At 70.3% G+C, this 25,140-nt stretch carries 25 protein-coding genes and 1 pseudogene; 16 read left to right on the top strand and 10 right to left on the bottom strand.

The window, feature by feature from the left end; translation table 11 throughout:
- Window positions 1-123: 123 nt before the first annotated feature.
- Both AB0D46_RS28995 and AB0D46_RS29000 read left to right on the top strand, forming a co-directional pair.
- Entirely contained in the window at window positions 124-1,467 is a 1,344-nt protein-coding gene (locus AB0D46_RS28995) for a ParB/RepB/Spo0J family partition protein (RefSeq protein ID WP_362881763.1), read from the top strand.
- A complete protein-coding gene (locus AB0D46_RS29000; protein WP_362881765.1) occupies window positions 1,464-2,360 on the top strand; it encodes a ParA family protein in 897 nt (298 codons plus the stop codon). Before AB0D46_RS28995 ends, AB0D46_RS29000 begins: the two co-directional genes overlap by 4 nt.
- A gap of 72 nt (window positions 2,361-2,432) precedes the next feature.
- On the opposite strand, the gene AB0D46_RS29005 is transcribed toward AB0D46_RS29000, so the two are convergent.
- Window positions 2,433-3,149 (bottom strand): hypothetical protein, encoded by a 717-nt coding sequence (locus tag AB0D46_RS29005; RefSeq protein ID WP_362881767.1) that lies wholly within the window; start codon window positions 3,147-3,149, stop codon window positions 2,433-2,435.
- A 145-nt stretch (window positions 3,150-3,294) separates the two neighbouring features.
- Between AB0D46_RS29005 and AB0D46_RS29010 the strand changes: the two genes are divergently transcribed.
- Entirely contained in the window at window positions 3,295-4,284 is a 990-nt protein-coding gene (locus AB0D46_RS29010) for an ATP-dependent DNA ligase (protein WP_362881813.1), read from the top strand.
- A gap of 28 nt (window positions 4,285-4,312) precedes the next feature.
- On the opposite strand, the gene AB0D46_RS29015 is transcribed toward AB0D46_RS29010, so the two are convergent.
- Together AB0D46_RS29015 and AB0D46_RS29020 are read right to left on the bottom strand one after the other, a co-directional pair.
- Window positions 4,313-4,618, bottom strand: a complete 306-nt coding sequence (locus AB0D46_RS29015; RefSeq protein ID WP_362881769.1) for a hypothetical protein — start codon at window positions 4,616-4,618, stop codon at window positions 4,313-4,315.
- A 217-nt stretch (window positions 4,619-4,835) separates the two neighbouring features.
- On the bottom strand, window positions 4,836-5,039 hold the full coding sequence (locus AB0D46_RS29020; RefSeq protein WP_362881771.1) for a hypothetical protein: 204 nt from the start codon (window positions 5,037-5,039) through the stop codon (window positions 4,836-4,838).
- Between the two features lie 159 nt (window positions 5,040-5,198).
- On the opposite strand from AB0D46_RS29020, the gene mobF reads away from it, so the two are divergent.
- The gene (mobF, locus tag AB0D46_RS29025) at window positions 5,199-7,007 is read left to right on the top strand and encodes a MobF family relaxase (protein WP_362881773.1); all 1,809 of its coding nucleotides are present in this window, start codon (window positions 5,199-5,201) and stop codon (window positions 7,005-7,007) included.
- A complete protein-coding gene (locus AB0D46_RS29030; RefSeq protein WP_362881775.1) occupies window positions 7,004-7,330 on the top strand; it encodes a hypothetical protein in 327 nt (108 codons plus the stop codon). The genes mobF and AB0D46_RS29030 overlap by 4 nt, the downstream gene beginning before the upstream one ends.
- 445 nt (window positions 7,331-7,775) lie before the next feature.
- Here the strand turns inward: AB0D46_RS29030 and AB0D46_RS29035 are convergent, their stop codons facing one another.
- Window positions 7,776-8,240, bottom strand: coding sequence for a hypothetical protein (locus AB0D46_RS29035; RefSeq protein ID WP_362881776.1), 465 nt, complete (start codon window positions 8,238-8,240; stop codon window positions 7,776-7,778).
- A gap of 383 nt (window positions 8,241-8,623) precedes the next feature.
- On the opposite strand from AB0D46_RS29035, the gene AB0D46_RS29040 reads away from it, so the two are divergent.
- From AB0D46_RS29040 to AB0D46_RS29050, 3 genes are all read left to right on the top strand, one after another.
- Window positions 8,624-9,337 (top strand): hypothetical protein, encoded by a 714-nt coding sequence (locus AB0D46_RS29040; protein WP_362881778.1) that lies wholly within the window; start codon window positions 8,624-8,626, stop codon window positions 9,335-9,337.
- Between the two features lie 495 nt (window positions 9,338-9,832).
- Entirely contained in the window at window positions 9,833-10,642 is an 810-nt protein-coding gene (locus AB0D46_RS29045; RefSeq protein ID WP_362881779.1) for a replication-relaxation family protein, read from the top strand.
- 412 nt (window positions 10,643-11,054) lie between these two features.
- Window positions 11,055-11,531 carry a hypothetical protein gene (locus AB0D46_RS29050; RefSeq protein ID WP_362881781.1) on the top strand — a complete coding sequence of 159 codons (477 nt, stop codon included), beginning with the start codon at window positions 11,055-11,057 and terminating at the stop codon, window positions 11,529-11,531.
- Window positions 11,532-11,600: 69 nt separating this feature from the next.
- On the opposite strand, the gene AB0D46_RS29055 is transcribed toward AB0D46_RS29050, so the two are convergent.
- A complete protein-coding gene (locus tag AB0D46_RS29055; RefSeq protein ID WP_362881783.1) occupies window positions 11,601-11,816 on the bottom strand; it encodes a DUF6207 family protein in 216 nt (71 codons plus the stop codon).
- Between the two features lie 524 nt (window positions 11,817-12,340).
- Between AB0D46_RS29055 and AB0D46_RS29060 the strand changes: the two genes are divergently transcribed.
- A complete protein-coding gene (locus tag AB0D46_RS29060) occupies window positions 12,341-13,372 on the top strand; it encodes a hypothetical protein (protein WP_362881785.1) in 1,032 nt (343 codons plus the stop codon).
- A gap of 217 nt (window positions 13,373-13,589) precedes the next feature.
- Here the strand turns inward: AB0D46_RS29060 and AB0D46_RS29065 are convergent, their stop codons facing one another.
- From AB0D46_RS29065 to AB0D46_RS29075, 3 genes are all read right to left on the bottom strand, one after another.
- Complete coding sequence (locus AB0D46_RS29065; protein ID WP_362881787.1) at window positions 13,590-13,979, bottom strand: VOC family protein; 390 nt, start codon at window positions 13,977-13,979, stop codon at window positions 13,590-13,592.
- A gap of 76 nt (window positions 13,980-14,055) precedes the next feature.
- The gene (locus tag AB0D46_RS29070) at window positions 14,056-14,769 is read right to left on the bottom strand and encodes an NAD(P)-binding domain-containing protein (RefSeq protein ID WP_362881788.1); all 714 of its coding nucleotides are present in this window, start codon (window positions 14,767-14,769) and stop codon (window positions 14,056-14,058) included.
- Window positions 14,770-14,861: 92 nt separating this feature from the next.
- Window positions 14,862-15,848, bottom strand: a complete 987-nt coding sequence (locus AB0D46_RS29075; RefSeq protein ID WP_362881790.1) for a YafY family protein — start codon at window positions 15,846-15,848, stop codon at window positions 14,862-14,864.
- Between the two features lie 62 nt (window positions 15,849-15,910).
- On the opposite strand from AB0D46_RS29075, the gene AB0D46_RS29080 reads away from it, so the two are divergent.
- From AB0D46_RS29080 to AB0D46_RS29095, 4 genes are all read left to right on the top strand, one after another.
- A complete protein-coding gene (locus AB0D46_RS29080; protein WP_362881792.1) occupies window positions 15,911-17,410 on the top strand; it encodes an MFS transporter in 1,500 nt (499 codons plus the stop codon).
- A gap of 47 nt (window positions 17,411-17,457) precedes the next feature.
- Complete coding sequence (locus tag AB0D46_RS29085) at window positions 17,458-18,402, top strand: Gfo/Idh/MocA family oxidoreductase (protein ID WP_362881794.1); 945 nt, start codon at window positions 17,458-17,460, stop codon at window positions 18,400-18,402.
- 124 nt (window positions 18,403-18,526) lie between these two features.
- Entirely contained in the window at window positions 18,527-18,742 is a 216-nt protein-coding gene (locus tag AB0D46_RS29090) for a hypothetical protein (RefSeq protein ID WP_329449258.1), read from the top strand.
- A gap of 242 nt (window positions 18,743-18,984) precedes the next feature.
- On the top strand, window positions 18,985-19,845 hold the full coding sequence (locus AB0D46_RS29095; RefSeq protein WP_362881795.1) for a hypothetical protein: 861 nt from the start codon (window positions 18,985-18,987) through the stop codon (window positions 19,843-19,845).
- Between the two features lie 38 nt (window positions 19,846-19,883).
- Here AB0D46_RS29095 and AB0D46_RS29100 read toward each other — a convergent pair whose 3' ends face one another.
- Window positions 19,884-20,309, bottom strand: coding sequence for a hypothetical protein (locus AB0D46_RS29100; protein WP_362881797.1), 426 nt, complete (start codon window positions 20,307-20,309; stop codon window positions 19,884-19,886).
- Window positions 20,310-21,981: 1,672 nt separating this feature from the next.
- On the opposite strand from AB0D46_RS29100, the gene AB0D46_RS29105 reads away from it, so the two are divergent.
- Window positions 21,982-22,155, top strand: coding sequence for a hypothetical protein (locus AB0D46_RS29105; protein ID WP_362881798.1), 174 nt, complete (start codon window positions 21,982-21,984; stop codon window positions 22,153-22,155).
- A 332-nt stretch (window positions 22,156-22,487) separates the two neighbouring features.
- Here AB0D46_RS29105 and AB0D46_RS29110 read toward each other — a convergent pair.
- Window positions 22,488-22,813, bottom strand: a pseudogene (locus AB0D46_RS29110) (hypothetical protein); the annotation flags it as partial.
- Between the two features lie 583 nt (window positions 22,814-23,396).
- On the opposite strand from AB0D46_RS29110, the gene AB0D46_RS29115 reads away from it, so the two are divergent.
- Both AB0D46_RS29115 and AB0D46_RS29120 read left to right on the top strand, forming a co-directional pair.
- The gene (locus tag AB0D46_RS29115) at window positions 23,397-23,897 is read left to right on the top strand and encodes a sigma-70 family RNA polymerase sigma factor (protein ID WP_362881800.1); all 501 of its coding nucleotides are present in this window, start codon (window positions 23,397-23,399) and stop codon (window positions 23,895-23,897) included.
- Between the two features lie 101 nt (window positions 23,898-23,998).
- Window positions 23,999-24,994 (top strand): hypothetical protein, encoded by a 996-nt coding sequence (locus tag AB0D46_RS29120; RefSeq protein ID WP_362881801.1) that lies wholly within the window; start codon window positions 23,999-24,001, stop codon window positions 24,992-24,994.
- The last annotated feature ends 146 nt before the right edge of the window (window positions 24,995-25,140 follow it).

Below are 25,140 nucleotides of genomic sequence, written 5' to 3' on the forward strand. Positions count from 1 at the left end.
GGAAACGGCATCCGTGGGCGTGGCAGGACACCGGCTGTCCTTGCTCGGGCTGCACGAGGGAGTCACCGTTTCCATTGGAAACGGCTAGTCTCTGGCCGTACTTTCTGTCGTCCTGGAGAATCTATGGCTGCCAACCTTCCGAGGCCCAAGCGCACGAGCACCAAGCAGGCCCCCGCGGCTCCATCCAAGGAAGAGGCGTTCTACCGGGGCGGCAAGGACCGCAGCGGCGACACCGTCGAACTCCACCCCAAGGACCTCTGCCCCAACCCGTTCAACCGGCGGGCCATGTCGGGCGTTGAGGAGCTCGCGGCCACGATCGAGGAAGTGGGCCTCCTCCAGAACATCGCGCACATCCCCGCGGACATCTGGGTCGAGCACTATCCGGAGACAGCGGAGAAGATCACCGCCGCGAACGTCATCCTCTTCGGGGAGCACCGCTGGCGCGCCATCCAGTCCTTGGGCTGGGAGGTCATCCCCAGCGTCCTGATGGACGACAAGGTCGCCGACGCCCGCCTCATCACCCTCATCGAGAACCTCCGGCGCGCACAGCTCAGCCCGCTGGAAGAGGCCGAGCATTACGAGGCCCTGCGGAGCAGCGGGCTGTCCTACGAGCAGATCGCGCAGAAGGTCGGCGAGACCGCCAAGGGGGCTATCTCCAAGGGCACCGTGTGGAAGCGCGTGCAGCTCCTCGCGCTGGAGCCGGAAGTCCAGGGAGCGCTCCGGGACGGCACCCTGGCCGTCAGCACCGCGGAGAAGCTCCAGAAGATGAGCGCCGAGGACCAGCGGGAAGCAGTGACCCTGGTCCAGGGCGGCATGCGTCCGCTGGAGGCGCAGGCGCAGATCCTCGCGCGGCAGCGGCAGGACGAACCCGTGCCCGACACGGAGCCGGCCGAGAGAGAGGCTGCCGTTTCCAATGGAAACGGCACGGCCCCCAAGTCGAGCACCGTTTCCACTGGAAACGCTGCCGCCAAGCGCCAGACGACGGCGAAGAAGGAGCAACCCAAGCCCTCGGCCGACCAGTACGAGCAGGACCGCAGTACCGCAGCCGCAGCCCGGGACGCCGCCTGCCAGCTCCTCGTGGAGACCGTCGACGTCGGCGACACCGCCGACAGCGAGCTCCTCCTCAAGGCCATGACCGGCGCCCTGCTGGCCCCGCAGCAGCAGTCCGCCGCACAGCAGCGCGCCCTGGTCTGGCTCCGCCGAGCCGAACGCCACAGCATCGACGACCAGAACGCCGGCTCGTACTTCAACGCCGTCCAGGATTCCGGTGACGGCGAACTCCAGCGGCTCGCCGCCTTCGCGAGCGCTCTCGCTGCCGCAGAGCTCCGCACCGCCGCCCGCCGGCACTCGTGGGGAACCCGGGAGGTCGGCTACCTCCGCCTCCTCCAGGACCACGCGCAGTACGCCCCGGACACCGCGTGGGAGAAGAAGGAACTGGGCTTGGACACCACAGGAGAGAACGAGTGACGCGCACCGTCGAACCCCGCTTCCGCCCCAGGGGGCGGCGCCACCCCAAGATCTACGCCTTCATCCTCGAGTGCGGCGGCTCCACCAAGACCACCAGCGCCACCTCCATGGCGACCGAGGCAGCGCTCCGCGGCTACCAGGGCACCATCTTAGACTTCGACGCCAACCGGTCCACGACCACGATCCTCGGCTACGACGAAGAGGCCATGAAGGGACGTAAGACCGTCCTCGACCTCATCCACGGAACCGCGACCCTGGACGAGGTCGCCCTCCCGGCCCGCTACCGCATCGGCGACGGATACGACGACGACGCCTTCGCCTACATCCCCGGCCTGCGCGTCGTACCCAGCTGCAAGGAGATGTCCACCGCAGACACCGCCATCGCCGAGGACGCGGACCGACAGGACTGGTTCGCCGAGATCCTGCTCGGCTACGACGGCGACGAGGACGACGTCTTCTGGCTCGACTTCCCGGCCAGCTACGGGAAGATGGTCTACTCCGTGATCCGGATGCTCGACGAGGACGACTCCGTCATCCCGTCGGTCCGCGCCGATCCGAAGGACGTCAAGCTGCTGGTCCCGCTGTTCGAGGAACTCGACCGCGTCCGGGAGAAGAACCGCCTCCGGCGCTCGGTCCCCGGCCGCCCGACGGTCAACCACCTGATCCTCACCGGCACCCCGACCGCCAGCTACACCGAGGCATCGGCCAGGAAGGCGACGGCGCTCGCCGAGTCCCTGTACGGCGACATCCTCACGCCGTACGTCCGGTACTCGGCCGACGCCAAGAAGCTGTACGACGACTGCTGCCCCCTGCCCATCCTCCTGCCCAACTCGGTGCCAGCCGTCGACTACCGGAAGCTGATGACCAGCATCGGATTCCCCGACCGCACCTGACGGCCGTTTCCAATGGAAACGACGCGAGGGCCCGATCACCCCTGGGTGGCCGGGCCCTTTCGCTGTCCCCGGTCAACGCCCTGCGTCGATGCCCTTCCAGCCGTTCCCGAGCCCGCGGCGCCGGGGCCGCGGCGATCCGGCAGCGGGCGCAGGGCGGGCGTTCAGCGCACCGGTCACCTGCGCGGCCGCCGTGGGGGAGAGGCCGGCGGTGACCTGTCCGGAGGCGAGGACGCGGGCGTACGTCCCCGGCCCGTAGGCGGCCAGGGCCACGGCGAGTGAGGCCGCTGCTGTCTCGGCCGGCCCTGCGCCCCACCGGGGTTCGTCCTCGGCCGCGGGTGCCTGGCGGGGCAGTTCGCGGCGGGCGGCGAGGAGCACGGCGAGGGCCTGGGCGTGGGCCGGGTCCAGGGTGACGGTCAGCAGGGCGGGGCCGAGCTGGTGGACCCGGTGCCCGGTGAGGCTGTGCGCGGTGAGCGCCCGCCGCAGGCCGGTGCTCAGCACGGCTGGGTCCGTCGCGGTGTTGGCTCGGCGGGTCGACCCGGCTGCGGCCGGGGCGTGCTCGACGCGTTCGCGGAGTGCGGCGACGGCGGCCGGGACGACCTCCAGGAGCTCGGCGGCCTCCGGGCTGATCTCGGACAGCGCCCCGGCGAGCACCTCCAGCGCGGTGGCCGCGTCCTCGACGGCGTTGGCACTCCACCGCTCGGGTCCGGCGGCGTCGGCGAGCGCACACACCGCGACGACGGCCTCCTCGGCCAGCGCCTCCACGTTGCCCGGCTTGGTCGTCAGCTTCATGTCCCGCCCAACGAGATGTGACCGCGCAAGGTCGTGCGCACTGATCACATGATGACGCCCGCGCCACCGCTGGCCGTGCCGGGTCGCGGGGGCATCGGGCAGCCCGTAGACAGGACGTATGGTCTTTCGGCCGCCGGTGGAACCGATGCTGGCGCAGGCCCGCGACACGGTGCCCGCGCCGGGCGCGCTGCCCGGGGAGCTTCGGTTCCAGCCGAAGTTCGACGGCTATCGGGCGATCGTCTACACCCAGTGGCCGGCGCCCGGCCCGCTGCTGGTGCAGTCCCGCCGCGGCAGCCTCCTGCAGAGCCGCTTCCCTGACCTCGTGGCCGCGGCCGCGGACCTGCCCGACGGCCTGGTCCTCGACGGCGAGCTGGTCGTGTGGGCGGAGGGCCAGATGTCGTTCGAGGCGCTCCAGCGGCGCGCGGTCTCCGGCGGCCGCACCGCCGCCCGCCTCGCTGCAGAGGCACCCGCGCACTTCATCGCCTTCGACGTCCTCCAGATCGACGGCCAGGAGCTGCTGCACGTTCCGTACGGCGAGCGGCGCGCGCAGCTGGAGCAGATGTTCGCCGACCACAAGCTGAGTGCCCCGTGGACGCTCTGCCCGGAGACGACCGACCTGGCGACGGCGCAGGAGTGGCTGACGTCCTGGACGCAGGTGCCCGGCGTCGAAGGACTGGTGATCCGGGGGAGCGGTCAGCGGTACTTGCCGGGAGCCCGTGCGCTTTACAAGGTGCGCCGCCGGGACTCCACCGAGGCGGTGGTCGGCGCCATCACCGGGACCGTGCGCCGGCCGCAGACGCTCGTGCTGGGCCGCCTCGACGCGGCCGGGGCGCTCCGGCCGGTCGGCCGCAGTACGCCGCTGCGGCCGGACGCCGCGCACGAGCTCGCCGACCGGCTGACACCAGCCGGGCCAGGACATCCCTGGGAAGGCGTGCGGTTCACGACCTCCTGGGGGTCGCGGACGCCGCTCGACGTCGTGCTGGTCGAACCGGAGCTGGTCGCCGAGATCATGGTGGACACGGCGCTGGAGCGCGGGGCGTGGCGGCACCCGGTGCGCTTCGTCCGGCTCCGGCTGGACGTCGCCGTCGCGGACGTCCCGCCCTTCGGCGCAGGCGCCGAGCCCGCCAGCGGGTGATCGGCCGTGCCCACCAACTCCGATGCCGTCAGGGGCCGGCGAGGATGTCGTGGGTGCCAATGCGGCGCCAGATGACGTGCTGTACGCCGGGGTGGAGCGCAGGCCCATATTGCCAGGTGGCGCGTCCTGCGGGTCCAGCGCCCATGGACCAGGTCAGCTCGTAGATGCCGGGTGCGCGCTGGACGCGCTTGACGCGGAGGCCGGCGCGGAAGTGCCCGCCGGTGCGCAGGTCGTCGACGAAGGCTGCCACGGTCTGGCGGAAGCGGCGGCGCTGTTCGGGGGTGAGGCGGCGGTGGTCGGCGGTGAAGCGGGGCGTGGTCTCGTAGGTGGGCACGGCGAACTCCTCCAGGACGCACGAAGCCCCCGGCCGGTTGGCCGGGGGCGGTGGTGGCTAGTCGTGTTGAAGGGCGTCGGTGACGTGGTGCTCAGTTGTGGTGGGTTTTCGGGGGAGTGGTGCGCTGGTGTGCGCTCGATGATGGTGGAGTCGGTTGCATGGCATTGCGGGGCTGGTGGGGCTCGTGTGGTTGCGGCGCAGCATTCGCACGGCGTCGTCAGGCGTCCTCGTCGCGGGGGAGCGGCGGCATCTCCTTCCTCCAGCGGTCGGGGTGGAGCACGTGGCAGCCGGCGGGGCACCAGCGGTCCTTGACGACCTCTCGCAGTGGGAAGGAGGACTGGGCGCTGAGGACCAGGTACACCAGCTCCTCGGTGATGGCGGGGCAGAGGGGACAGGGGATTCCGGCTCGGGTGATTTCCATGCGCGGGAGAGTGCACAGGTCGGTGGCTTACCGTCTCGGGCTGGCCAATCGGCCCGCCTGGCGGGCGCTGCTGTAAAGATCTGGTGATGGCCTCCCGCCCGGCGGGAAGCACCCTGTATCGCGCTTTTTCGCAGGTCAGTGCCGGGGTTCCATGGGCGGATGATCAGCATGTCGCCAGGTCGCCCGGGGGCCGGGGTGCGCTACCTGTTCCGTGGCGTGATGGTCGGCGACGGCCACCGCCCTGCGGGTACGGCGCTGCGCGCCGCACAGGACGAAGCCGGTGTCCCGCCCGGCGTGTGGAAGGGCCGGGGTCTGGCCGCGCTCGGCCTGACGGCCGGGGACGTGGTGAGCGAGCGGCAGGCCGAACTCCTCCTGGGGGAAGGCCGGCACCCCGACGCCGACCGGATCGAGCGCAGGCTCCTGGCGCAGGGCAAGAGCCCGGCGCAGGCCCGTCGGGCGACCGTGCTCGGCAGGCCCATCGAGCACAACCGCTCACCCAAGACCGACAAGGCCAAGGAGCGTACCCCATGGCTCGCCTTCGACCTGACGTTCCGGCCCCCGCCGACAGCTCACCTCGCGTGGGCCCTGATGGACGACGAGCACCGCCAGGTGCTGGAGCTGTGCGACGACGCCGCCCGCGACAAGACGCTGGCGTGGATGGAGGAGTCGGTCGCGGAGATCCGCTCTAAGGCAGGCGGCAAGCAGCGGGCCCGGGTCAAGGACGGGCTGATCGTCGCGATCTTCCGGCACTACGAGTCCCGCGCCGTCGATTCGCGGCCCCTGCTCCACGCTCACGCGGTCGTGTCCGTCCGCGCCCGGCGGCCGCATGACGGGAAGTGGGGCAACCTGTCGGCGGACTCGCTGATGACCCACATCGTCGCGGCCGACACCCTCTACACCCTGTACTTCATGGAGGAGGTGTCCGCCCGGCTCGGGTGGGCGTGGGAGCCACGCGAGGTGACGCCAGGCCGCCGACCCGTCATGGAGATCGCCGGGATCGACCAGCGGCTCATCGGCTGGCAGTCGACCCGCCGCCAGCAGATCGAGGACGCGCTGCCAGTCCTCACGGCCGAGTACGAGGAGCGGCAGGGGCATGCGCCGGGGGAGCGGGCCGCCTATGCCCTGGCCTGCCAGGCCGCCGACCAGACCCGCTCACCCAAGCGCAAGGAACTGCGCTCGCTCTCCCAGCTACGCGCCGCCTGGCGGGACTCGGCGAGCCGGGCGTACGGAGCCGACGTCGTCGCCGGGCTGGCGGAGCGCGCCCGAGCAGCGGCCGCGGCGATATGGGCGCGGGTGCACCCGGTCGTCGACGTCGCGCTGGCGGCCGTCAACGTCGCCGCCGTGGTGTACGTGATGCGCGGCGCCTTCAAGCACCACCACCTCCTCGCCGAAGCCCGCCGTCACCTCGCCTACGTCCTGCGCGGCCGCCCTCACCGGTCCGGCCTGGACGAGGAGATAGTCCAGACGGCCATCGACGGCTACACCCGCCCGGCCAGCCGGCGGATGCTGACCGCCGACCTGCGCGCCCTGTACCCGCACGACACCGAGGACCAGGCCGTGCTGCGCGCGCTGACCCGCAAGCGCTCCGCCGCCCCGTACGAGCGGGCCCGTCTCGCCGCCGGGGCGCTGACCGCCCGCGTCCACGCGCTGCGCCGCGCGGACCGCCTGAACTCCCGGCTCCGGCCGCACACCGTTCCGACCACGCCGAGCCCGCGCCCGAGCTTGCGCACGGGGCAGAGGGCCGGCCGGGAACTGGAGCCGATGACGGACGTTGCCGCGGTGGAGCTGACCAGCCGGACGCTGGAGGCCGCCGTGGCTGAGATGGCCGCCCTGCTCCAGGCCGGCGTCCGGGAACGAGCCGCCGACCGGCGCTCCCCTCTCAAGTCCGCGGCGGCCCCGCCGCCGAGCGTCCACCAGCCTGTCCAGCCCGCGCCGGGCCGGACACCACCCACCGGAGGAGTCGCATGACTACTACGCCGCCCGCGGACCCGAGGATCGAAGCCGTCGCCGCCCGGCTGAAGGAGGCCGCGCAGAAGCGCGCCGAGGCGTACGCGCCGCCGACGGACTGGCAGCCGATCTGGAAGCGGCCCCGGAAGCCGAAGTCCATGAAGGCGAAGAAGGAGGAGCTAGCCAAGCAGCGCAAGCGGCTCAAGGCGGCCGGTGTCCGCAGGTTCTACGGCGCCCAGTCGCGTCGGCCTCGGCCCCGGCAGAACCGCATCGGCAGCGCCGCCGCTCGCCGCGACACCCGCGCCCTGTCCCGGATGCGGCACTCGAACGCCTGGCTGTGGTGACGACGCCGGGCATCGTCCACCGTGTGGACCGCCCGATGCCGCCACTGAGTGGAGCCCATCGAGTGGACTCCACTCAGTGGCCTCCACCGGGTGGAGTCCACTGCGGGGTGCACCGATTGACGGTGGACTCCACTCTCGGGCGCACCACGATGGCCCGCACCGCACCGAGTGCGCGCCACTCTCGCCCGCACCTGGTGCGCCGTAGCTGCCCTCCCGCCCAGCACGAGACGCCCCCTTGTCCAGGTTCGGCCGACCCCTTGACCGGGGTCGGCTCCACCCCTTGACCAGGTTGTCCACCGGCACGTTTCTCCTTGACACAGCAGGTTGCGGCCGCCGATCAGGGCCCGGTCAAGGGGGTGTGTGATAGGGCCCCGCCAACGCGGAGGCGCACCTGGTGCGGATGCACGGTGGTGCGCATCATGGCCCGGTGCCGTCCCGGTGCGGACTACACGATGGAGAGGCGCACCAGGTGGGCACCGCCCGGTGCGGGGTGGGCATCGAGGGCCTGGCCCACTCCCACCGCCTCCAGCTGGCGCAGGACATCGGAAACGTCCTCGTGGTCGTCGGTGAGGAACTGCACGACGAAGTCGATGACGGCGCAGGCGATGCCCTCCGCCGCGTCCGGCCCGGCCTGCGCCCAGGTTCGCAGGGTGGCCACCAGAACCCGCCCGAGGGCCTCCAGGGCGAACATCTCCGTGGTCGGCTCGCCGGCCTCCGGGCCGGGCACGGCGGTGACGGGGACGACGATCCGCTCGACGACGTCGACGACCAGCTCGGCCATCCGCGGCTCGGCGCCGGCGAACCCGCGGGCGGCTTCGACGTCCCCGGCCTGGACGGCGCGGAGGTAGCTGAACGCGCTGATCGCCGCGTGCGGGGTCATCGGGGTGAGCGGCGCAGTGGTGTCGGGCATGACGTCTCCTCACGTACGGGCCACCGCGCGGATCGCGACGGCCCCAGGTCCCGAGACTCGGGGAGCGGCCCTGTGGACAGAGTCCGCGCACCGACGGTCACCACCCACCCCTTGTCCTGGTTCGGACGGCAGCGCGTTTCCCCTTGACCAGGCTCGCCAGGGGCGACAAACCGCCCATCCGGAGAGTGGAGAAATCTCCGTCCCGACACTCTGAGCGACGGCCGGGGAAACGCCGCTGCCGGGTTCGGCCACCGAGCCTTTCGGCCACCCCGCGCCAGAACCAGCCACCAGCCTCCAGGTTCTGCACCCGCGCGACACCATGAGATGCCCCCCACCCGACCAACCGCCTGCCGCACGGCACGCCGAAAGGGGCCACGCACCATATGAGCGACCCGTACGAGAGCTACGTGTTCGACCATTCCAGGGGCTGGATGAGCCTGGACATCTACTACGAGCCTGGCCTCAACGTCGCCACTCTCCACCACACCGGCCATATCTCCGTGAAGCAGGGTGACAGCCGCTACGCCGACACCTGGATCGACAGGCTTCAGGACTGCAAGCCCATCGCGCTGCACACGTTCCTCGTGGAGGACGAGAAGATCCCGGCTCTGTTCCAGCCGTGCGTCTATGACGACAGGGACAGCCCGTCCGCAGTTGGTGGCAGCGGTTGCCTGTGCCGAAAGTCCATGGCCGACCCGATCACCGGCCTGCCCGTCGTTCGCGAGCACTACCGCACCCGCAGCGGCAACATCGAGAGCTGGACCTACAAGACGATCACCAGCCGCGGCTTGCCCGAGGGACGGACCGTCCGCAGCCTGATCGTCGACAAGCACGAGTTCTGGATGAGGGACGACGAGTCCGAGCTCCACTTCCTGCCCCGCACCGACTCCTCCGGTTACGGCATCGGCTACGGCGGAGGCGGCCCCTACGCTCTCTGCCAGATGATCGAGCAGCTGGTCGAATCGGACGGCGCCAACTCCACCCCCGTCCGCTGGCGCGACAAGCCCAACGGGGCACTCCTCGCGTGGGCCCGCAACGATGAGATCAGCCACCAGGGCGAGTACACGATCAAGGAACTCCGCTCCCTGATCCGCTAACCCCACCACCGTCGCGGCCCCCGCCCTTGCGGCGTGGGCCGCCCGTACCGTTCCCGGTCCCCGACGCACGCGCCCACTGCCTCGTCGGGCACTACACCGACATCCACGACCTGCCGAATGTCACGGCTCGATAACAGACGTCACACCGTCGGCTTCCCCGGCACCTGTAGCAGGTGAATGGGGGACTCTGCCTGGAGTCCCTCGCCACTCGCGTGAGGAGCCTTGACGATGACGTATGCCAGCAGTGCCCGGCAGCCCGATCCGGAGCCGCGCCCGACCTGGTCAAGGGGTGCCGAGCGCCCTGCAGACGGCCCGGATTCCAGTGCCGCGTCCGGTGCCGTGAACGATTCCAACGTCGTACCCATCACCGCAGCTCACACCACCCGCCAGGAGCCTGCCCGGCGCGCTGACACCTCTCTCCCTACCCCTGAGACAGCGGCGAAGGGGAAGAAGTCCACTCCCACGGCCGGGAAGGTACGGGCCGATGCGCTGCGGATGCTGGGGTGCGTACGGATAGCCACGGTCCGGCAGATGGCCCAGGTGATCACGGGGGAGGGGTCGGACGGCCGGTCGTACGTGCGCAGGGCGATGGTGGAACTGGATGCGCTGGGGCTGGCGGAGACGAACGGCAAGGACGGCAAGCACCAGATCTGGAACCTCACCCCCGCAGGGCAGAAAGCTCTGGCCGACGGCAACGAACTACCGGCACGACCGAAGGCCGGCACCGGAGCGAAGGGCGTACGCGCTGGGTTCGGCCCGCACGCCGTCGCGGTGACCGACACGATCCTGGCCTACATCGACACCGTCCTCGGTGGGCGCCGGGAGTACCTGACCGACTGGCAGGTGGAGGTCAACCACGCCATCAAGGAGACCGGCCTGTCCTTCAACGCCGACGCCGTCCTCGCCGTGCCGACCAAGACCAGCGAGGTCCGCCTCTTCGAACTCGACAACGGCACCATGTCCCGGGCACACCTGGCGAAGGAGGTCTGGGACTACGAGCGCTACGCCGGGCACCGCGTCTGGGAAGGCGCCCGAGGCACCATCGGCGGCACGTACCCCTTCTGGCAGCGCCGCCGCTACACCCGCTCGAAGACCTTCCCGCGGCTGCACGTCGTCCTGGCGGGCAAGGCCGAGCACCTCCTCGACAACCGCCTCCAGGCGCTCACCGCCGCCGTGCAGGGCATCACCATCGCGGTGTGGGCCAACACCCTGCCTCGGCTCCAGCGGGGGGAGCCCTGGTACGAGATCGGCGTCGACGACCCGCACCGGCGCCGCTCCCGCTACCCCGAACCGGTCGGCCGCTGACCGGTGCTGGGCAAGCCCAAGGGGAGCCTGGGCAAGCCACCCCCGTGCACCGGCTTGCCCACCCCGGCCGGGGCTCGTCGGCAGGGGCGGGCATCGGTCACGGCCACCGCCGGCCTTCACGGCCAAGGCGCGGGTGACCGATGACGCGTGACCGATGGCCGGTCACCGCGCAGACCGGGAGTTGCATGGACCGGTCACGCCGCTGACGTGCTGGTTGACCGATCGTGAGAGACGGATCGGTCACGCCCGGCCCGCAGACCGGTCACGGTTCTGCTGGGCAAGCCCTCGGCACAGGGGCTTGCCCAGCGCCCGGATCACGAGGCGGGACGGCTGGCGAAGTCGCCGTGCCACCCTCCGGGACGCAGATCCTCGGAGCCGGCCGACGCCTCCTCCCCGGCCGTACACCAGAGCCATGAGACGAAACAAGCAGAACAACCCCGGGCCCGTGCCCAGCGATGCAGGGGACATGTGGCACGCCCTCGCCGCTCTCCGCCAGACCCACTCCGAACCCGTCGGGCGCCTCGCCCCCTTCGAGCGCGCCGACGCGCTGCTCTCCCTCACCCGGCCCGGCGACATCGCCTTCACCGCGCGAGTGGAGCTGTCCGGCGGGGAGACGATGGGACACGTCCACGATCTGATCACCACGGTCACCCGCGGCATCACCTACGAACTGGGCGCCGCAGCGCCGGGCACCGCGCTGGAGATCCTGCTCGGCAAGCGCCACCAGCTTGCCCTTCACACCGACCACGTGGACGGTCTCACCCACCTCCTGCGCGACGCCGTCACCACCATCGACGCGCACGGCACGCCCGGCGGCGGCCGGTGCTCCCACTGCCACGGCACCGGGCGTGCGCACCCCCTGTGGGCGGCGGCGGCCGGGCAAGCCTGAGCACCTGGGCAAGCCCAAGGCGACCCTGGGCAAGCCCTCCGCGAGGAGGCTTGCCCAGGGAGCCTGTGGCTATGGGGCTTCCCGTCCCGGGCGCAGGACGTCGGCGTAGATCCGGGCCCGGACACCGGGCTCGCCAGGGTCCCGTCGCATCGGGACGATGCCGGAGGTTGCCCAGCGTTCTTCCAGCGCGGTCATCACGGCCCGGACGGTGTCCTCGTCCCCGCCGGTGATGTCGAGCACGACCAGGCCGGGCTCCGCGATGTGCTGTTCGTCGATCGGCTTCATCCTCTTGCCGACGACAGCGCGGCGGGGAACGGTTCGCCGGCCGAGATGGGTTCACCCGCACGTGCGCGAACCAGAGGCATGTCGCCCGGCCGGACGGACCGCTCGTACAACGGCCCCGCTCGATGTCCCGTCCCAGCGGTTTAACGGGGCCGATGCTGCCGCAGGGATGGGGGGACCTACGCCCGCGTCGCGCGGGTTCTCACGTCGCAAGGGAGAGAAGACCTTGGGTGACTTCCGTCCGGTGGCCAACGGACTTCGTACCGATCACCCCGTACCGGGCCTGCCGTTCATCAACGACGAACGGCTGCCGCTCGACAACCCGGACGCGATCGAGCGCACCGGCCGGGACCAGGGCGAAGGACTGTGGGGCCGCACCGACCCGTTACCGGGAGACGGATGGGTGGCCTTCACCACCGAGCCGAAGAACCGCGCATACGCGTGGGCCGTCCACTACCACCCCGAACACGGGGGGCACCGTCCTGCTGGTCACCGACAGCAGCTGGAGCAGCCTCCACCACGAGTGGATGTACGGCCACACCGGCTTCCTCTACCGGCACGGCGGCTACTGGTGGGACGGCACCGCCTGGCACCGGCCCGGCGTGGTCTTCGACGGCGCCTATGAACGCTACGACGCCCGCCCCGTCCAGGACGCGCTCACCGTCACGGCCGCGGACCTCCTGGTCCACCCCGCCGACCCCGGCAAGGCGACGGTCGCCACCATCGCCGGGTTCACCGCGCACAAGACAGCCCTGCCCAACTGGCGTGACCATCTTGCGCTGTGGGCAGAGCACCGCCGGCACCTGCCGGAAGCACGGCCGCTGGACGAGTGCGTCGTCGACCTGAAGGGCCCCGAACTGGAGCCCGGCCTCCTGGTGGACCGCGCCGGGCTGGCGAAGATCGCGAACATCGCCGAGGACGACCTCCCGGACCCGGAGTACGGGAACCACAAGATGCCCGAACCGCAGGCCCACGGCGCACGCGGACCCCTGTGGTCGCAGCCCGTGGCCCGGGACTGGGCCGAACAGCACCACCGCGCACAGGGCCCCGGCACACTCCTCTCCGCCACCACCTCTTTCGGCACCCCACAGCCCCAGGGACTCGTCGCCGACCACAACCGCCTCACCAAGGTCATCCAGGGAGACGGGAAGCAGACCGAAGAGGCAGCCAAAACCCTCGCCTGGTGGCCCGCGGTCTCCCTCACGGTCGGCACCGAAAGCATCGTCCCCATGTCGGCGCTGCGCACGACGCTGATCGAGGCTGTGCTCTCCCATCTGGCCAACGGAGTCCGGAAGGGGAGGAGCGGAATCTGGCTAGGCACCCTCCGCCGCGACGTGGTCCAGATCTTCGACTGGTACGTCCAGCGCAAGCCGGACCACACCGCCAACCTCCTGAGCGAGATCTGCCTGGACGCCCACACACGGCTGAACATGGACCCGGGGACCGTCGGGAAGATCATCCGCCGATCCCTCCACCTCGACAGCAAGCTGGACGAGAAGACCATCGACGCGCTCCTCGACATGGCCCTGCCGCCCTCCGCAAAACCCTCCGAGAGCTAGCCAGGGAGTCTGGGCAAGCCCAAGGGGAGCTTGGGCAAGCCATTCCTGACCGTGGCTTGCCCAGCGGCCGGTTACGCCATCGCGGCGGCCACGGTTTCCAGGACGACGAGCTGCTCCGGGTCGACGGGGACGCCGTCGGCCTGGCGTAGCGAGCGGTGTGCGGCGGTCTGTCCCGTGTCCGGGGGCATGCGGCGCCGTAGGGGCACCGCGACCGCGATCAGGTCGGAGTGTCGCTGATGGCTATGAGGTAGCCGTTGACATCCCGGAAGATGATCACGCGGTACGCGGGATCGTCGGTGTAGTCGGTGCGGACGTCTGCGTGTCGGCGGGCGCGGTCGGCGACGGCGTCGAAGTCCGCCAGGCCGGTGATGGAGACGATTGCGGTGGCACCGAGCGGCTGTGACGCGTGGTGGGGGTTCTGCTGCCGGAAGGCGTCCTCGGACTGCAGGACGAACAGGGTGGTCGTGCCGTGCCGGACGGCGGCCATGCCCTCCGTTGCTTCGGTGACGAGCGAGGGTGTGCCGGTGAAACCGAGTTGTTCGTAGGCGGAGAGGGTGGCCGCGATGTCGGGGACGGCGAGGATGACGTGGGCTGAGGGTTCGGGCACGGCGGTGGTTCCTTGCGCGGGGCAGGGGCCGGTCCTCCCTCGGGTGGAGGGTGGACCGGTACCCGAGGGACTGCGGTCAGCGGACGATTTTGACTCCGAAGCGGCCGCCGAGGGCGAGGCCGAGTGCGGTGTGGAAGTGGGCGTACATCTCCAGGCCGCGGGCGGCGGCGAGGGGGCCGGCGTCGATGATGTCATTCCAACCGTAGGCGGCGAGGAGTTCGCGTGCGGCGGTCTTGGCGTCCTGGTGGTCGCCTGCGAGGAACATGCTGTGGTCGCCGCCTGCGAACTCGGCCGGGTTCACGACGGTCTCCTGCTCCTGCGTGACGAAGGTCTTCACCACGTGGGTGTCGGGCAGGGCGCGCTGGATCTGTTCGGCGAGGCTGTCGGTGTCGACGGGGTCCAGGCGCGGCATCTCGCCCCAGGGAGTGGGCCAGGAGTGCTCCGGGCCGCCGGGCTGCTGGTAGACGTAGGGGACGGCGTAGTCGATGAGCACCTTGCCGGCGAGGGCTGTGGCGGGCAGGGCGGTCAGGGCGGCGACGGCGTTCGTGCCGTCGATGCCGTTGATGACGAGCTCGCCCGCGTCCGCAGCGTCCGCGAAAGTGGTCAGGGTCAGTTCGGGGTGGGCGGCGTGGAAGGCGGCGAAGGGCTCGGTGCCCATCATGTCCGGCTCGGTCCGGGCCAGGGTGGCCTGCGGGCTGCGGGTGCCGACGATGACCTGATGGCCGAGGGAGGCGAGACGGGCCGCGTGCTGACGGGCGCCCGCGCCGGTACCGAGAATCGCGATCTTCACAGTGCTGCTCCTGAGGTGGGGGTTCTGCCCGAGGACAGGCGGCCTGTTGACCGCAAAAACGACATTACGACCCTTTGAGGACATCTAGCGTCCTAAAAGGCAGTCGGACTCTGCGGACCTTCCCGGACGGCGTCCAGGGTGCGACGAGCAGCGGCGCGCAGGTACTCGCGGACGGCGTCGTCGGCGTCGAGGGTGTAGTCGGTTCCGAGGCCGGCGAGGGTCTGTGCGATGCCGGGGAGGTGGTCGCCGGAGCAGTCCACGGTGCAAGTGTCGGGGCCGGCTTCCTGGATGCGGGTGGCGAGGGCGAAAGTGCGATGCCGTACGGCGTCGGCGCGCTCCCGGAGCGTGGCGATGGCCCGGTAGCGCACGGGCGCGGAAGCGATCTTTCCCGCCACATAGGCGGCCGGATCCTCATCCGGTACGGGGCGGGGGGCGAAGCGGTGCCGGGTCGGAGTTAGGCCGGTGATCCGGTCGAGGCGGTAGATCCGCCAGTCGTCACGCGCGTGGTCGTGGGCCAGGAGGTACCAGAGCCCGCCGGAGGCCACGAGGTGGTGCGGGTCGACGCGGCGGTCGGCGCCCGCTCCGGTGCGGGTGGTGTAGGCGAAGGTGACCGTTTCCCGGTCGCGGCATGCCGCGGCGAGTGCGGCCAGGGTGGCGGGGTCGGTGCGCGGGCCCCGGCGATCCCATTCGATGGTCGCGGTGGCCTGCTGCAGGGCGGCGACCTGGGAGCGCAGGCGTGCGGGCAGGACCTGTTCGAGTTTGGCGAGGGCCCGCAGGGTGGTCTCCTCCATGCCGGTGAGCTGCCCGGCCGCGGTGCGCAGGGCGACGGCGGTGGCGGTGGCCTCCTCGTCGTCGAGGATCAGCGGGGGCATCGCGGCGCCCGCGGCGAGGCGGTAGCCGCCGGCGTGGCCGGTGGTGCCCTCGACGGGGTATTCGAGTTCGCGCAGGCGGTCGATGTCCCGTCGCACGGTGCGGGTGGTGACGCCGAGGCGCTCGGCGAGCTCCTGGCCGGACCATTCGCGGCGGGTCTGGAGCAGGGACAGCAGGCGGAGCATCCGGGCGGGGAGGTCGGTCGTCATGCCTTCAGCATCTCCCGGTTGTAGGACGTGAGATGTCCTAAAGGGCTCTTAGCGTGACGGTCATGCTTCGAACCAACCCTTCATCCACGGTGGATCCGCGCCGGTGGGCCGCCTTGGCGGTGCTGCTGATCGCGTCGTTCATGGACGCGGTCGATGTGACCGTGGTCCACATCGCGTTGCCCGACATCCAGGCCGAGACCGGTGCCTCCACCTCCCAGATCCAGTGGATCACCGGCGGGTACGCGCTCGCGTTCGCCCTCGGGTTGATCACCGGAGGCCGCCTCGGAGACCTCTACGGATGCCGCCGGATCTTCCTCGCCGGAGTGGCCGCGTTCACCGCGACCTCGCTGCTGTGCGGGGTGGCGGGCAGCCCGGACGTCCTGCTGGCCGGACGGATCCTGCAGGGCGCGGCCGCCGCTCTGATGGTGCCGCAGGTCCTGTCGATCATCCACGTCACCTTCTCCGAGCGGGAGAGGGGCAAGGTCTTCGGGATCTACGGCTCCGTGATGGCGCTGGGCACCCTCGCCGGACCGCTCGTCGGCGCACTTCTCGTCCAGGGCGACTTCTTCGGTCTGGGCTGGCGGCCGATCTTCCTGGTCAACCTGCCCCTCGGCGTGGCCGGGCTGATCGCGGCCGCGCTGCTGGTAGGCGAATCGAAGGCGGAGCGGGCCGCCCGTCTCGACCTGGTCGGCATGGTGCTGGCCACGATCGGACTGCTCGCGCTGGTCCTGCCGTTGACCCAGGGCCGTGAACTGGGCTGGCCCGCCTGGACGCTGGTGTCGATGGCCACCTCGCTGCCGGTCCTGGCCGTGTTCGTCCTGTGGGAACGCCGGGTGACCCGCCGAGGCGGCTCGCCGCTGGTGGTGCTGTCGCTGTTCACCCGCCGGGCCTTCGCCGGCGGCCAGGGAGCGCAGGTGCTGTTCGGGCTGGCGTCGGGAGTGTTCTTCCTGGCCTGGACCCTCTACCTCCAGCTCGGACTCGGCTTCTCCCCGCTGAAAGCGGGCCTGGCCGGGATGCCCCTGTCGGTGGCGATGATGGCCGGGGCCGGATTGTCCATGCAGGTCCTTGTGCCGAGGTTCGGACGCCGGGTACTACAGGCCGGCGGAATCCTCGCGGCTGCGGGCATGGTCCTCTTCGCCCTCCTCGCCACCCGCCACGGCGCGGACATCGCCCTGTGGCAGACCGTCCTGCCGCTGGTCCCGATGGGTCTGGGCATGGGAATGATCATCGCCCCCCTCACCGACCTGATCCTGGCTGACGTCCCCCACGAACACGCCGGCTCCGCCTCCGGACTGACCAGCACCACCATCCAGCTCGGCCAGGCCGTCGGCGTCGCCCTCTCCTCCATCGTCTTCTTCGACCACCTCGGCCCGGGCGGCCCCGCCGGGCAGGCGGCCCGGATCCCCGACGCGTTCGCCGGATCCCTCTGGTACGTCGCCGCCGCATTCACCGCCACGGCCCTCGCCCTCACCGCCCTACCCAAGAGGGCCGGCACCAAGCGATCCACCGCCACCGAGCCGGAGCAGGAACCTCAGCTCCAGGCCTCTTCCGTACCGGCCTGAACCCGTACTCCCCTCGACCACTCGTACACGAGCAAAGGATTCGAACCATGAAGATCGCACTGCTGGGAACCGGTTTCGGGCAGGCACACGCGGCCGTCTACGCCGCACGCGGTGACGTGGAGGTCGTGATGTTCGGCCGCGACCCTGAGAAGACCGCGCAGACGGCAGCCCGGTTCGGCTTCGCCTCCTCCACCAACGCCGACGCCGCGTTCGAGGACCCCTCGTTCGACCTGGTCGACATCTGCCTGCCGATCCCCCTGCACACCGAGTACGTGCTGCGCACGCTGGACGCGGGCAAGCACGCCTTGGTCGAACTGCCCCTGGCCGACGACATCGAGGACGCCGAGCGGGTCGCCGACGCGGCCGCGCGCAGCGGCAAGCAGGTGTTCGTCAACATGTACGGGCGGTTCATCCCGGCCACCCGGGCCCTGCTCGACGCGGTCCGCGAGGGCACCTACGGGCGGCTGGAACAGCTGACCCTGTGGAACAAGACCGCCCCTCTCTGGCCGGGAGCCTCACTTGGGCTGAAGGTACTGCCCCTGGAGGCCATGCACAGCGACATGGACCTCATCACGCACACGCTCGGGCAGCCCCGGGACGTCACCGTGACCACCGTCGCACGCGACGCGGACTCCGGCGCCGTCGAAGCCACCTTCGACTACGAGGGCGCGTCGGCACGCAGCTCCGTCTCCTCGCTGATGCCCATGCCCTGGGGCGCACGCGGCGGCTACACCGCCACCTTCGAGCACGCCGTGCTGGACGCCAGGTCCACGATGGGCTTCGACGGCAAACCGTCCGGCACCGTCACCGCCTACACCGCCGACGGTTCGCGTGAGCTCGACCTCCCGCCGGCCGACCAGTACACCGCCATGATTGACCACGTCCTGGCCGTACTGCGCGGCGAGACTGAGAACCAGATCGGTCCCGACAGCGTGCTGGATGCTCTTCAGCTCACCTTCGACGTCGACCAGCGGGTCAACAGCCCGCGCTGACGGCGACCACGGCCTGCCCGCACCGCACGCCACTCCGCCGGAATCCGGCCCGCCGCGCCCTGCGGCCTCACCCGTTCGCGCCCGGCCGGGTGCCAGTGGGGTGCGACGGGAACAGGCTGGGCGCATGTCCGCGAAGCTGATCGTCTACCCGCCCGACGAGCAGGGCTGGCGCCGGGTGCGCTACGACGGTGTTGCCATCGGGGTCGCGCACCGGCCGGCCGACATCAGGGTCTTCCTCGCCGCCGCTGGGCTGGAGAACGCCGAGGACGTGGACCTCACCGACCCCGATTTCGTGGAGTGGCGAGGCGCCGGCCCGGAAGCCTGGGAGCCCTCCCGCTGATCCTTCGCGGGGGATTGCACCGGAGGGCGGCTGGAGGGTTGTCTGCACGGTTGCACTAGGCGGGGGACCGAAGGTGTGACCGGGAGTGGGACCCCCCGAATCCGGTGATCTTGCATTTGTGCAGTTCAGATGCCATGGGCAAGCCCCCTTCGGAAAACGACACCTCTTTGTCCGCGATAGCCGGACGAAGAGGTCTGTCCCGTGTCCGGGGGCCGGCGGCGCCCAGGGGTACATGTACCGGTATGGCGCGTGAACGGATCCGGTGGCCCCTCGTCGTGGACCGCGCTCGGGAGATCGTGGACGGGTACGCACCGCTCAAGGTGACCTTGAGACAGGTCATGTACCGCTTGGCCGCCGAGGGCGTGCTGCCGCACACGCCGCCGATGTACCGCCGTCTGTCCGCCCGGCTGCCCCAGGCCCGCCGCGAGGGTCGCTTCCCCGACCTGATCGACACCGTCCGCCAAGTCCACGTCCCGCCGGCCTGGCCGAGCGCGGACGCCTTCGTCACCGAGATGCCCGGCTGGTTCCGCCTGGACCGCACCGCCGGCCAGGAGCACGCCCTGTACGTCGCCGCGGAGAAGGACACCCTTCGGCAGCAGCTGACCGGCTGGCTCGAGCTCGCGGGCATCCCCGTCCTCGTCGTCCGCGGCTTCAGCTCCCAGTCCTACGCCGACGTCGTCCGCGACCGCGTCGCCCACGAACAGCGTGGAGCCCACCTTGCGGTGGTCGGGGATTTCGACTGCTCGGGCGAGGACATCGAGCGGGACTGGGTGGAGCGCACGGGGTGCTGGAGCTCGGTGACCCGGGTGCTGCTCACCCACGAACAGGTCCGCGCGTACGGCCTCCCGGCGACCGAGGGCAAACGCGACGACCCGAGGTGGCCGGCCTTCGCCCGCCGCTACGGCTTCGACATCGACCACCCGGTGCAGTGGGAGGTGGAAGCGCTGGAGCCGGACGAACTCCAGCGCCTGGTCCTCGCCGCCATCGACCCGTACATCGACCGCGACGTCCTCGCGCAGCAGATCGCCCGCGAAGGACAGCAGCGCCGCGCCCTGGAGGAGTTCGCCGGTCGGTGGGGTGCGCCGAACAAGGGGCCGTCGTAGGCCGAGCCCGTATGGCGCCCTTGGCCCGGGCCGGAGAGTCAGCAGCGTCGTCCGACGGTGGCGCGGACGAGAGCGTAGGGCATCACGCAGAAGGCCCCGAGGGTGGCGGCGACGATCATGCCGAGGAACAGCCAGTAGGCGAGGCCGTGGCCGTTGGAGGCGGCGAGGAGGTACCCGAAGGTGAGGGTGGTGAGGATGGCGGTGCTGGCGAGTCCGGCCGCCCAGCCCGTCTTGCTCAGCCCGATGCCGAGGCCGATGAAGGCCCAGAACAGGGTGGGGCCGGTGATGGCCGCGATGGCCATGATCATCGGTTGGTCGATGTCTCGACCGCTCATGTAGTCCGTGAGCTGCGACACCGAGATGACGGCCCATAAGCCGGTGTAGGCGACGATGAAGACAATGGCGACGATCATGATCACGCGGGCGGCGCGGGTGGTGGGAGGGGTGTTCGCGGCGTCGGTCATGAGGCGGTGGGCTCCTTCTCCGGCAGTCGGCTCCGCTCCGGTATAGCCGACGGGGACCACCGGGGTGCGTGCTTCCCGGCAAGGCTCCCCGGGGCCGGTGGTGAACAAGCCACTCGAAGCGGTGACGCGACACCGGCTACCGCAACGCACCCGCTCGGCCGTGCAATACCGGATCTGCAACACGTCAGCACGTTGCACCTCTGACCTGGGCGAACATCGGACAACGGGCGGTCTGGGCGCTCGCGTTGCGGTACGTGCTGCACCGCCGTCCGGTGCCAGGAGGCAAGACGAAGGCCCTGGTGGTGGCGGTGAGCTGTTCTCGGCGATCGGTGACGTTATCGGGGAGGTTATCGGTGACTTCACCGGGAACTCGGTGAGCTGTCCGATAGTCGTCCCGGAACCGGTGGCGTGTCCGGTCGTTGAAGGGGTGGGACGCACACTGCTCCGGGTGCCGCCCCTCCCCGTACAGGTCGCCCGGAGCGGGCCCGGGGTCCTGACATCTGACATGCGAGCCCACGAGCTGGGGCGTCTGGCCATTGCGCGCGGCGATGGAAGTCAGCTGTCAGGACCGTTCCTCTTACCGGTGAGCTTCGTGACGTCACCGGTGAACTCACCAAACTCACCGAGGAACTCACCGGTGAGTTCACCGCCGAGGTGCCGGGGCCGGCTTCGGTCGGGGGCACTCATGCCGGTCGGATCGTTCACCGGGCTCGGAACCATCGGTGGGTCCTCGAAGGGGGCGCGTTCCACACCGACTCGGGTGCGCCCTGCCGTTCTTCTCGCTTGCCCGACGCCGCCCAGGGGCCCAAAACGCCCGCCCTCGTCGGACCTGCCGCCGGGGCGGATGTCGCCGCGAGGGGTGGTGTCAGCGTCGGATGGCAGGACCAGTTCCCGGTGGGGCGTCTGGCCCGAGCTCGCGCGTCGGGACGGAGACGACGCCGGCGTTCGCGCGGGATGGGCAAGACGGAGGGGAAACATGAGGGGAATCATGGGGGGAACCTGGAGGGGGAAGCATCGGGGGAACCTAGTGGGGGAACCATGGGGGGAAGGTGCTTCCGGTGATGTTTCGCGTTGTGGCTGGTCAGGTGCCGTTCCGGGGGTGGTGAGTTTCCGGACTTTCTCTTTGTTGGGTTCTTGTGGGTAGTTGATTGGTTGTTGGTCTCTGGCCGTGGGCTCCTCGTGGGTGTTGGTCGGGTGTTCGGGTTCTCGGGCTTGGGGTTCGGTCCTGTTGGTCTTGGCTGTGTTGAGTCCCTGAGTTCTTGAGTTCTTGAGTCCGTCGGTTCCTGGCGGTTGTGTCCGTAGGTGGCCGTGTACGGGTCCCTGACGGTTGTGCCTGGATAGGGTCGGGTTTAGTCCGTGCCGACATGGGTGCGCGGGTCAGGACCGGTGCCCAGGCGCTCTGGAGCAGTACGACCGGACCGACTTCGGCCCCGGCACACCACACGGTGTGCCGGGGCCGCGCTGCGTTCCGGGGCCGGACCCCGCCGAACTATTGAATGAGCCCCCGTCGGGTGATCAGGTGCCGACGTGGCGGCGGCTTGCGGGGCTAGCCCTTCCCCGTCGCACTCTGCTGTCCGGCCGGTCCGGGACCGTTCGACGTCCGGCCCGCCGACGCTCCACCCCACACCCCGCGTGCCGAGCTTCGGCATGCCCGACGAAAGGGAACCGTCCCGTGTCCTCGCTCGCCCTGGCCGTCCTGCTGCTCCTGGTCCTCGTCACGCTGCTCCTGGCGGGCGGCATCGGCTACGTCGTCCACCGCCACCCTGTTCTCGTTGCACCGATCACGGCGGCCGGGACGGCCGTGGCTTTGGTCGTTGCCTGCCTCGGCCTCATCGCAGCCCGATGACCCGGCCGGACGCCGTACGCGGCCGACGCTGCGGTGACCGCAAGGTGGTCAAGGGCTTGCCCAGCTTGCGAATGCCGGGTGGGCAAGCCTTAGGCCTGCCTGGGCAAGCCTCCCTCGGGCTGGCTTGCCCAACTTGGCACCTCGTGTTCAGAGGGCGTAGCAGGGGAGGGCTTCTCGCTGCTCCCTCGATCGGCTGGCGAGCCGGGGTGGTGGCCTGGTGTTTTTTCGGGTTGGCCAGGTTATTCAGGTGTGTGCGGGTGTGTTGGGTTTCTGCGCGGGTGAGTTGGCGCGTCTAGAGGGTGGGGTGTATGGGGCGTCGGGGTTCGGTGTGGCGGCACCCAGGACTGCACCCGCCCCCGCCCGTCACGCCCCACGACCCGAAGGGGCCGGCCGGCCAGGCCGACGATGTCCGGATCCCGGTCGAGGAGCATCAGCTGGGTCCGCATGGCCGCCGACCCGTGCACCACGTGCCGGCCGGTGGTCGCCGACCACCACCAGCCCGGCGCCCACCGCTTCCCCGGATCACGGGGAAGCGGGCGACCGGCGCCAGTTCCTCGAACCGGACGGAAGCGGCGGCCTTGGGCCAGGCCAGCTGGCGGACACGTCCCGACTCATCTTTGAACGCCGCCTCGCAACCATCCCCGGCCGCGCCTTCCAGGGCCGTGAGTACGCCGGCCCGGCCCTCGCCTTCCCCGTCACTGCTCATGATCGCCAGCCAAGTACGTGAACCGAGGGCAGATGCACCGGTCGCGAAGATGCGTCACGCGAACGAACGGACCACGCTCCGAGTGCGGCACACGGCAGGCACCCGCCTGCTACGGACCTCCCGACAGGCGTTCGGATCAACGCCGCGGCCACCGAGTCTTCTTGCCTTGGTCGACGCCGTGCCCGGCCGGATGCGACGTCTACCACGACCCTCTGACCTGCTGAATGTCACAACTCAGGGGTTTTAGCGCTCTGTTGCTACACGTTTGCCTCACGGCAGTGCCGTAAGCGAAGGGATACAGGGGTGGATCCGGTTGTGGTAGGGGCGGTGGTGACCGTCCTCGTGAGCGTGGTGAGTGGCGCGGTCAAGATCGCGTCCCGCTGGTTGGGGACGGAGGTGGAGCTCGCCCGAATCGCGGACGAGGGAGTCACCGCCAGAGTCCGGTACGCAGTGCCGCGGGGCGCGCTCCAGGAATCGCTGAAGAACCGGCGGATCCGCTTCGCTCCCGAGTCGCACGGGGCGGGGGGTGGGTGTGATGGAGGATGCCGCCGGCTCTGAACTGCTCGTGGACACCTCGACGCCGGGTGTGCTGCAACCCCTGGAGGCGCCCTCGGCGGCCCTGCCCGGCCGCCAGCTCGCGGAGGCGTTGCACCGTGAGCAGTACCCCGCTCTGATCCGCTTCCTGTTGTTCTCCGGGGCGACGTGGTCCGAGGCCCAGGACGCGGCCCAGGACGCGTTCACGAAGATGTGCACCCCGGGCTTGAACATCAGCAGGCCCAAGGCGTGGTTGCGCACTGTCGCCTGGCGGGCCTGGGTCAGCCAGAAGGTCAGGCCGGAGGACGCCTGCGCGGATCTTCCCGAGCCGGAGGTCAGCTTGCGCTGGCAGACGCCGGCATATGCGGTGGAGATGGGGGAGGAGGCCCGCCTGGTGGTCGAGCACCTTCTGAAGTTGCCGTCCAAGCAGCGTGCCGCTCTGGCATGGAATCTCGACGGGTTCACCACGGAGGAGACAGCGCGAGCCATGAGAACCTCGTAGACGGCCGTGCGGCAGAACTTGTCACGGGCTCGCGCGGCGCTGAAAGCGAGCTTGGGTCTCCACAGCGACTACGAAGAGGACGAAGGGCCGGGGGGAGCATCATGAGCGCCGATCCGATCCACGACCACGACGGCCCCTCCGACTTCTTGGCGACCTTGCTGGCATCAGCGCATCAGCAGGTCGGCACCGCCGTCATCGACCGGCTATCGGCTCAAGGCGGTGTACCCGAGCTCCGCGACCCAGACCTTGCCCTGGACCGCATGCTCTCGGCGGCACATCGAGCGACCGGCTCCGAAGTGACGGAGCGACTCAATCGGGAGAGGGCCGTCGCGGACGACCCACGCAACCGGCACTCCTCGCAGAGGATCGTGGCCCCGGGGCCGCTGGCCGGCCGCATCGCCTCGGTTCGCCTCAAGCACCGGCGAGAAGCACTTCGTCTCGCCCACGCCTACTGGCCCACCGATTTCACGACAATGATCCGCAAGGCTCTGATGACTCTCGGGGAACTCTCCGAGCTGATCGAGGCCGATGAACTCCAGGCGGAGGATGCCTGGGGGGAGATCATCGGCGTAGCCCTGCTGCTGAAGAGGGAGCTCGCACAGATCGTGCTGCCCGCTTCCCGAGAGCTGCCCCGGCCCGAGCAGCCCGGAACCGACTACCTGACCGAGGTCGAGCAGTTCCTCGACTCCCATGTGGGTCCGCTGCGGCAGGACCTCGGCAATGCTAAGCAGCTTCTGACGGGCGAGCTCGTCTGCCGCCTCGACGCCTCGGAGAGGGGCGCCGAGTCACTGTTGGGCGCGGACATGGTCGTGCAGGACCTCGCCGAGGACCTGGAGCAGGCACACGGCAAGGCGCAGACCCTGCGGCTGGTGGTGGCCGCGGTGGAGCGGGCAAGCAATAACTTCGTGGGGGAGGACCTCAGCCGATCCAACCTGGACCACATCCCGCTCAAGGGCGTCCGCTGGGATGCCGGCACCGTCTGGCCGGACGAATGGGAGGCGTGGATCCGGCAAGCCTCCAGGCCGGCCGGCGGCGAGGAAGGCGTATTGATCATCGCGAGTGAGCCACACAGCAGCGTCGTCTCCGCCGATGCTTGACGTCGGCGAAGGCGGACATGCCCCTGGGCTGTACCAGTTGAGTTTCCACCGGTACAGCCCACCGGTAGGAATCTCGGCACTCGCCAGCCGAGCTCGAATGGTCAGGGTCTACCTATGGCTCTTTGACGTTTTGGCGCGAGCCGGCC

Source organism: Streptomyces sp. NPDC048383 (genome assembly GCF_040651775.1).
In the GTDB taxonomy this organism is placed as follows: Bacteria; Actinomycetota; Actinomycetes; order Streptomycetales; family Streptomycetaceae; genus Streptomyces.